The organism is Paraconexibacter sp. (assembly GCF_041602235.1).
Classification (GTDB): Bacteria; Actinomycetota; Thermoleophilia; order Solirubrobacterales; family Solirubrobacteraceae; genus Paraconexibacter.
This window is the reverse complement of sequence record NZ_JBFIGP010000251.1, coordinates 1-5,412: the sequence shown is the minus strand read 5'-3', so window position 1 is coordinate 5,412 and position 5,412 is coordinate 1. Positions and strand designations below refer to the sequence as shown.

Genomic DNA, 5,412 nt, shown 5'->3' with positions numbered 1-5,412 from the left:
GCGTCGGGCATGGCGATCATGTCCGACTCCTCGATCGCGTTGAAGCCGGTGATCGACGAGCCGTCGAAGCCCATGCCGCCCTCGAACGCGTCGTCGAGCTCCGCGGAGTTGATCGAGAACGACTTGAGCTGGCCGAGGATGTCGGTGAACCAGAGACGGATGAACCGGATCTGGTGCTCCTGGACGAGCGCCTTCACGTCCTCCGCGGTCTTGGGCTGGTCGGGCATGGCGACCACCCTAGCCGACGTCCGACCGCCGTTTGGTCGAGGACCGCTTGTACGCGGTGGCGGGTCGGCCCCCTAGTTCAGCCAGCGACGGGCCCACTCCTTGAGCTCCCGTACGGCCGGCTCGAGCGACCGCCCCATGTCCGTGAGTCCGTAGGCCACCTGGACCGGCGGACCGGGCGACACCTCGCGCTCCACGACGCCCCGCTGCTCGAGCTCCTTCAGCCGTTCGGAGAGCAAGCGGTCCGAGAGCTGCGGCACGGCGTGGGAGATCTCCGTGTACCGCAGCGACCCGTGGCGCTGCAGCAGCACCTCGACGATGGCGCCCGTCCAGCGCCGCCCGATCATCTCGACGGCCTCGTGATAGAGCGGGCAGCAGACGGGCGTGTCATCCCCGCTGGACTTCGCCTCGGGGGGCATGACACGCCAGCCTAGCTCTCGGGCTGCTCGCCGGCTACGCGGCGCGCAGCGTGCGGGTGTCCTCGGTCGAGCCGTCGACGGGCACGTCGCCCGCCACGTTGATCATCGCCGTGAACGTCTCCATCGAGACGAACGCGATCGCCTCCAGGAGCTGCTCGTCGGTCCAGCCGTCCTCGCGGGCCTCCTCGTGGAGGTGCATCGGCGGCTTCTCACGGTCGACCACCAGGCTGCGGATGTAGTCCAGCATCCGCTGCTGGTGCTCGTCCTTGGACTTGAACTTCCGGGCGAGGGCGACCTCGTCGAGACCGAGGCCCGCCTGCCGCGCGGTCCGGCTGTGCATCGCGATCCCCGGTGCCGACCCGTGGTGCTCGGCGACGGCGAGCGCCAGACGCTCGAGCGTGCCGATCGGGAGGGTGCCGTGCCGGAGCTCCTGACGGAACCGGGCGTACCCGCGGAGAGCGGCCGGAGATCCGGCCAGGACGCCGAGGAAGTTGGGGAGCTGTCCGGCGGTCGAGAGCGCACCCTTGAGGATCGGCATCGATCCCTCGGGAGCGGTGAGGTCGTCGTGGATCTGGAACCTGCTCATCGCTGTCTTCATGTGCGGCCTTTGGGGGGAGGCGTGAATGGGGTGTTGCTCGTGCGTCCTGCCACGTCTTTAGCTTCACTTTATGAAGCTGCTTACGTGAGGTAAGTGTACCGTCCGCCCGTTGCTCGCGCAAGCAGCTCTGGGCCCTCGATACCCACGGATACGAGGACCCACGCCTATCGGTCTACGAGCTGTGCAGGACCTGGCGTGTTCGCGCCAGGCCCGGGAGGGATCAGGAGCTCAGCGACGCGATGACGATGAGCAGGAACCCCATCGCCACCGCCCACATCGCGATGCGATCGGGGCTCGTGCGAGCCCGATCGGCCGGGGTCCGAGTGGACCGGCGGCGCTGTTGGACCTCACGCAGACGGGGCGCGGCCACGGGCTGGTCGGGGCGCCCGGCCGAGAGGACGACGGTACGGCGCTCGGGCGGGTCCACGGCCCCCCGCAACGGGAGCTCCACGACCTGGGACGTCGCCGCCGACGCGTCGGCGGCCTCCACGACGTGCTCACCGGTGATCCGTCGCCGCCGCGACCGGACGGTGAAGTCCAGGTCCTCGCCGGCGGTCCAGTCGTCCACGGCGCGAGCCGGGCGGTCGAAGCCTTCTTCGGCGACCCAGTCGACGAGTGCGCGTGATTCCATGCGGTGGTCGTCCTCCTTCGTCGGCCTAGAGATGCAGTGACGGACTGATGTACACGATGGACTACACCGCGGACGTCGAAACGCCACGCGACGCGAACCCCCTACCCCGGAGCATCCGTCGAGTCTCGGCACGACGCCCGCTCCGGCACGAGCGCCCATCGTAGCAAGGAGCCTTTTCCCTGCAAACACGCAGGATTATGGCGTCCTGCAGGCTTAGTTGCGCCCGGCGACCTTCGCGATGTACTCGGCGACGTCCTCGGCATCCTCGCCGTCGACGAGCCCGGCGGGCATCTGTCCCCTGCCCTGCGCGCGGCCCTGCTCGATCGCGTTGAGGGTGAGCTCCTTCGGCGGACGAAGCTGATCGAGGTCGGGCCCGACCCGGCCGACCGCGTTGGAGGCGGCGAGGGCGTGACAGGTCGAGCACAGCTCGGCGAACACCTTGCGGCCGTTCTCCTCGCCCGCGGTGAGGGTCGCGCCGCCCGGAGCGTCCTTCGCCCCGTCCTCGGCGTTCGCGACCATGACGACCGCGGGCAGTGCCAGGCCGAACACGGCGATGACGGCGGCGATCGACGCACTCGAGGTGCGGCTCGCGCCGCGGCTCTGACGGTGCAGGAGGTTCTCGCGAACGCCGGCCGGCCCGCCGCTCATGGCGATCAGGACGACGGCCACGCCGATGGCGAGGAAGATGATGACGAAAGCAGCAGTAGCGACCACGCGCGCAACATACCGTCTGATGCGGGCGGCGTGCGTGCCACCGAGCCCCGCCGGCTACCGGCGGCGACCCTGCGCGAAGCTCATGACCGCGGGCGCCACGGCACGGAACCCGGCCGCCTCCTGCTCCCCCGTGGCCCGGGCGAGCTCGCGCTCGTCCAGCGAGGAGAAGTCGTGGACCTCGGCCAGCGAGCGGATCTCGGCCAGCGGCCGGTCGTCGGGCGCCTCCAGCGGCACGAGTCTCCGGACCAGGACGTTGATCCCACCGCCGGCGGCCGGATGGCGCTCCAGCGTCCCCTCCGCCATGACGAGCGGCTCGGTGCGCACGGTGAGCCGGTGACGCTCGTAGATCTGGGGCGGGACGACGAGGTTGACCGTCCCCTCCTCGTCCTCCAGGAGCATGAACACGATGCCGCTGGCCGTCCCCGGCCGCTGACGGGCCACCACCAGGCCCCCGACCCTCACCTGCCGGCCGTGGCGCAGCCTGCCCAGCGCGCTGCTGGTGACCGCCCCCCGGGCCGTCAGGTCGGGGCGCAGGAGCCCGATCGGGTGTGCGCCGGTGGTCAGGCCGGTCGTGGCGTAGTCGGCGATCATCGACTCCCACGCGCCGAGCCCCGGCAGTTCGGGCGCCGCGGGTGCGTCGAGCGGAAGCGCGAGCTGGGTGGCGCCAGGACCGAAGGACCGGCCGGGAGTGACGACCCCCAGACGCCAGAGCGCCGCCCGGCGCCGGTGCCCGGGCGAGGCGACCTCGGCGGCGAGCAGGCTGTCGCAGGCGCCGGACCAGGCCAGCCGCTCGAGGGCCGGTCGCCCTGAGCCCGACCGGGCGGACAGGTCACCGGTCGACGTGAACGGTCCCCCCTCCTCGCGCGCGGCGACGATCGCGGCGACCTCCGCCTCCCGGACCCCGACCACGTATCCCAGGCCGATCCGGACCGCGGCCACCGGCCCGCCCTCCCCGGCGACCTCCACCACCGAGCACGTGACGCCGCTGGCGTTGACGTCCGGGGGCAGCACCGGGATGCCCCGCCGCTGGGCGTCGTGGATGAGCGCGTCCGGCGGGTAGAACCCCATCGGCTGCTCGTCGAGCAGGGCGCAGAGGAACTCCGGTGCGTGGTGTACGCGCAGCCACGTGGACTGGTAGGCCAGCAGACCGAAGGCCGCGCCGTGGGCCTTCGGGAAGCCGAACCCCGAGAACCCGACGATCATCGTGTACACCCGCTCTGCGACGGTCTCATCGACGCCGTGGGTGCGGACCGCCCCGCTGATGAACCGGTCGTGGTAGGCGCGGATCGCCGCCTCCGAGCGCTTGCGGCTCATCGCCCGGCGCAGCCCCTCCGCCTCCCCCGGCGTGAACCCCGCGAAGGCCATCGCGACCTCGATCACCTGGTCCTGGAAGATGATCGTGCCCAGCGTGTCGCGCAGCACCGGCTCCAGCGACGGGTGGTCGTAGGGGACCCGGAACGACGGATCGGCTCGCAGCCGCTGGCGCCGCTCGATGTAGGGGTTGACCGCCCCGCCCTGGATCGGGCCGGGCCGCACGATCGCCACCTGGATCGTGAGGTCGTCGAGGGTCTCCGGCCGCGTGCGCAGCAGCGAGGCCATCTGGGCGCGGCTCTCGATCTGGAAGACGCCGGTCGTCTCGCCCCGCTGGATCGCCCCGTAGGTCTCCGGATCGTCGAACGGGATCCGCGACAGGTCGATCGTCTCGCCGTGACGCGCCGCGATGTGGTCGACGCACCGCTCGACCGCCGAGAGCATCCCGAGGCCGAGCAGGTCGATCTTCAGGAACCCCGCGTCCGCGCAGGAGTCCTTGTCCCACATCGCCATCTGGCGGCCTTCCATCGCGGCGGGGACGACCGGGCAGCAGTCCACCAGGGGCCGGGTCGCGACGATCATCCCGCCCGGGTGCTGACTCAGGTGCCGGGGCAGCCCGTAGGCCTCGTGGGCCAGAGCCGCGAGCCAGCCCCAGCGACCGTGCTCCAGGCGCTCCTGCGCGCCGGCGCCCAGCGCGGTCGTGATGTCGGCCTCCACGTTGCGGGACGACCAGCCCTCGGCACCGCGGGCCACGCGCTCGATCTCTCCCGGCGGCAGACCGAGCGCCTTGCCGAGCTCACGGATCGCGCCCTTGGAGCGGTAGGTCGGGAACGCGGCGACGAGCGCCGACCGGTCGTGGCCGTAGCGCTCATGGATCCGCGGGATGAGCTCCGCGCGCACATCGCGCGGGAAGTCGAGGTCGATGTCCGGCAGGGAGGTGATCTCCTCGTTGAGGAACCGGCCGAGGAACAGCTCGTTCTTCACCGGGTCCACGTGCGAGAGGCCCGTGAGGTAGCAGACGATCGAGGACACCGAGGAGCCGCGGCCGCGTCCCGGGGGCAGCAGGGCACGGGGAGCATCCGGCCCTCCCACCCGGACCCGCACCTCGAGCGCCACCTCGCGCGCGAGCTCGAGCAGGTCGTGGTGCAGGAGGAAGAAGCCGGAGAGCCCCAGGCCGGCGATGAGCCGGAGCTCCTCCTGGAGGCGGGCCGCGGCCCGCTCGCGCAGCGGCCGATCCGACAGCGGGTAGCGGGCGTCGAACAGGCCGTGGCAGATCGCCGCGAGCTTGCGCTCGGCCTCCGTGTCGTCGGACCCCGGATAGCGGTACCCCAGATCCTGGGTGAGATCGAAGCGCAGTTCGTCCGCCAGGCGCCCGGTCTCCGCCACGGCGTCGGGATGGTCGGCGAAGCGCCGTGCCATGGCCTGCGGCGAGGTGAGCACGTGGGCGTGGTTGCCCCGCCGCAGCGGCTCGGACGCGTCGAGGGTCGTGTGCTCGCGGATCGCCACGAACGCGT

Annotated in this window: 6 protein-coding genes; all 6 read right to left on the bottom strand. The window is 71.7% G+C overall.

Features of this window, described 5'->3' with window-relative positions; genetic code table 11:
• The coding region (locus ABYE80_RS16360; RefSeq protein ID WP_372791373.1) for a glutamine synthetase beta-grasp domain-containing protein at nt 1-227 on the bottom strand (227 nt) is incomplete at its 3' end.
• 72 nt (nt 228-299) lie between these two features.
• Nucleotides 300-644, bottom strand: a complete 345-nt coding sequence (locus ABYE80_RS16355) for a winged helix-turn-helix transcriptional regulator (RefSeq protein ID WP_372791372.1) — start codon at nt 642-644, stop codon at nt 300-302.
• Nucleotides 645-678: 34 nt separating this feature from the next.
• On the bottom strand, nt 679-1,230 hold the full coding sequence (locus ABYE80_RS16350; protein WP_372791371.1) for a carboxymuconolactone decarboxylase family protein: 552 nt from the start codon (nt 1,228-1,230) through the stop codon (nt 679-681).
• Between the two features lie 232 nt (nt 1,231-1,462).
• Nucleotides 1,463-1,873, bottom strand: coding sequence for a hypothetical protein (locus ABYE80_RS16345; RefSeq protein ID WP_372791370.1), 411 nt, complete (start codon nt 1,871-1,873; stop codon nt 1,463-1,465).
• A 213-nt stretch (nt 1,874-2,086) separates the two neighbouring features.
• Complete coding sequence (locus ABYE80_RS16340) at nt 2,087-2,587, bottom strand: c-type cytochrome (protein WP_372791369.1); 501 nt, start codon at nt 2,585-2,587, stop codon at nt 2,087-2,089.
• 54 nt (nt 2,588-2,641) lie between these two features.
• Nucleotides 2,642-5,412: OB-fold nucleic acid binding domain-containing protein (locus ABYE80_RS16335; protein WP_372791368.1), on the bottom strand; the 2,771-nt coding region annotated here is incomplete at its 5' end.